General features: G+C 58.9%; 1 protein-coding gene. It reads left to right on the top strand.

All coding sequences use genetic code 11. The features are described from left to right. On the top strand, nt 1–1179 hold a 1179-nt coding region (tuf, locus tag B597_RS40480), incomplete at both ends, for an elongation factor Tu (protein WP_024162376.1).

A 1179-nucleotide genomic window follows, 5' to 3' on the forward strand; every position in this document is an offset into this window, starting at 1 on the left:
AAAAGTTCGAACGTAACAAACCGCACGTCAACGTCGGCACCATTGGTCACGTCGACCATGGCAAGACCACTCTGACTGCCGCTCTGACTCGCGTGTGTTCCGAGGTCTTCGGTTCCGCTCGTGTCGACTTCGACAAGATCGATAGCGCTCCGGAAGAGAAGGCTCGCGGTATCACCATCAACACCGCCCACGTAGAGTACGACTCCAATGTCCGTCACTACGCGCACGTTGACTGCCCGGGTCACGCTGACTATGTGAAGAACATGATCACCGGTGCTGCCCAGATGGATGGCGCGATCCTGGTTTGCTCCGCTGCTGACGGCCCCATGCCGCAGACTCGCGAGCACATCCTGCTGTCCCGTCAGGTTGGTGTTCCTTACATTGTCGTGTTCCTGAACAAGGCCGACATGGTCGACGATGCCGAGCTGCTCGAGCTGGTCGAAATGGAAGTGCGCGATCTGCTGTCCACCTACGATTTCCCGGGTGACGACACTCCGATCATCATCGGTTCCGCGCTGATGGCGCTGAACGGCGAAGATGACAACGAGCTGGGCACCACTGCGGTGAAGAAGCTGGTCGAGACTCTGGATACCTACATTCCTGAGCCGGTACGTGCCATCGACAAGCCGTTCCTGATGCCGATCGAAGACGTGTTCTCCATCTCCGGCCGCGGTACCGTGGTAACCGGTCGTGTCGAGCGCGGCATCGTCAAGGTTCAGGAAGAAATCGAGATCGTTGGTCTGCGTGATACCACCAAGACCACCTGTACCGGTGTCGAGATGTTCCGCAAGCTGCTCGACGAAGGTCGTGCTGGTGAGAACTGCGGCGTGCTGCTGCGTGGCACCAAGCGTGATGACGTCGAGCGTGGCCAGGTTCTGGCCAAGCCGGGCACCATCAAGCCGCACACCAAGTTCGAAGCTGAAGTGTACGTGCTGTCCAAGGAAGAAGGTGGTCGTCACACTCCGTTCTTCAAGGGCTACCGTCCGCAGTTCTACTTCCGTACCACTGACGTGACCGGTTCGTGCGAACTGCCGGAAGGCGTCGAGATGGTAATGCCGGGCGACAACGTGAAAATGGTTGTCACCCTGATCAAGCCGATCGCCATGGAAGACGGCCTGCGCTTCGCGATTCGCGAAGGTGGTCGTACCGTTGGTGCCGGCGTGGTTGCCAAGATCGTCG

The organism is Stutzerimonas stutzeri KOS6, from assembly GCF_000307775.2.
In the GTDB taxonomy this organism is placed as follows: Bacteria; Pseudomonadota; Gammaproteobacteria; order Pseudomonadales; family Pseudomonadaceae; genus Stutzerimonas; species Stutzerimonas stutzeri_B.